The organism is Lewinella sp. W8 (assembly GCF_004375085.3).
Classification (GTDB): domain Bacteria; phylum Bacteroidota; class Bacteroidia; order Chitinophagales; family Saprospiraceae; genus Neolewinella.
Map to the genome: position 1 here is coordinate 1 of NZ_SNAQ03000056.1, position 994 is coordinate 994.

1 protein-coding gene is annotated in these 994 nt (G+C 56.1%); it reads right to left on the reverse strand.

Going from position 1 to position 994, the window contains the following annotated elements; genetic code table 11:
- Nucleotides 1–32: 32 nt before the first annotated feature.
- A complete protein-coding gene (locus E1J53_RS23820) occupies nucleotides 33–989 on the reverse strand; it encodes an IS3 family transposase (protein WP_145913060.1) in 957 nt (318 codons plus the stop codon).
- Nucleotides 990–994: the final 5 nt, after the last annotated feature.

Below are 994 nucleotides of genomic sequence, written 5' to 3' on the forward strand. Positions count from 1 at the left end.
TGTAGCCTTCCCAAACTTTGGACAGTCTCAAATTAGACGTTTTCGGGGTGTTTGCTACCCGTAGACAGCTCCCCTTGGTCCGGGATGCGATCGTGCAAGGCCGCGCCGGCCCTTAAGGGCGGCGCGTTCATTTTAGCCTTGCTCGACTCGACAGACCGGACAAGATCTTGGTCGCAGGGATCGGCAAATACCTTTGGAGGTAACCCACCGTTGCCCGCGTGCGGATGGTAGGTATTGTAGTCGTGGCGGAAGCGGTCGGCGATGATGTTGAACTGTTCGTAGCTATCGAAGAGATAGGCGTCAAGCACATCTTCGCGGAAGTGTCGGTTGAAGCGTTCGATGTAAGCGTTTTGCGTTGGTTTACCCGGTTGAATGTGGAGGAGTTCGATCCGGTGGGCGACGGCCCAGTCGGTGAATGCAGCCGAGGTAAACTCCGGTCCGTTATCTACGCGGATGCGCTTTGGATAGCATCCCCGTTCTTCGGCGACACGATCCAGGGTACGGATCACGCGTCCGCTCGGATAGCTCAGGCTACCTTCGCAGCAGAGCGCTTCTCGATTATAGTCATCAATAACGTTGAGCACGCGTAACTTGCGGCCATCTTCCAGGCTGTCCGACATGAAGTCCATACTGTAGGTATCGTTGAGCTGTGTGGGCTCTTGCAAGGGCTGAGGGTCCCGACTCGGCGGGCGGCGCTTGACTGCCCGACGTTTGACCAAACCTAGTTTGCGATACACGCGCAGGACGCGCTTACGGTTCCATAGAAGGCCTTCTTGCCGGATGCGCCCATAGTACTCGTCAAAGCCACGTGTGGGCATCCTCCGAGCATAGCTGCGTAGTTTGTCCTCAACGACGGAGTCGTCGCGTTGCGTGCGATAGTAGCAACTCGAGCGTGCCAGACCCACCGTACGGCAGATCATACTCAGACTAGCTTCGTACTTGTCTTTGAGATAACTCACGAGTGCACGTTTGGCAGAAGGCCCTACCACTTTTT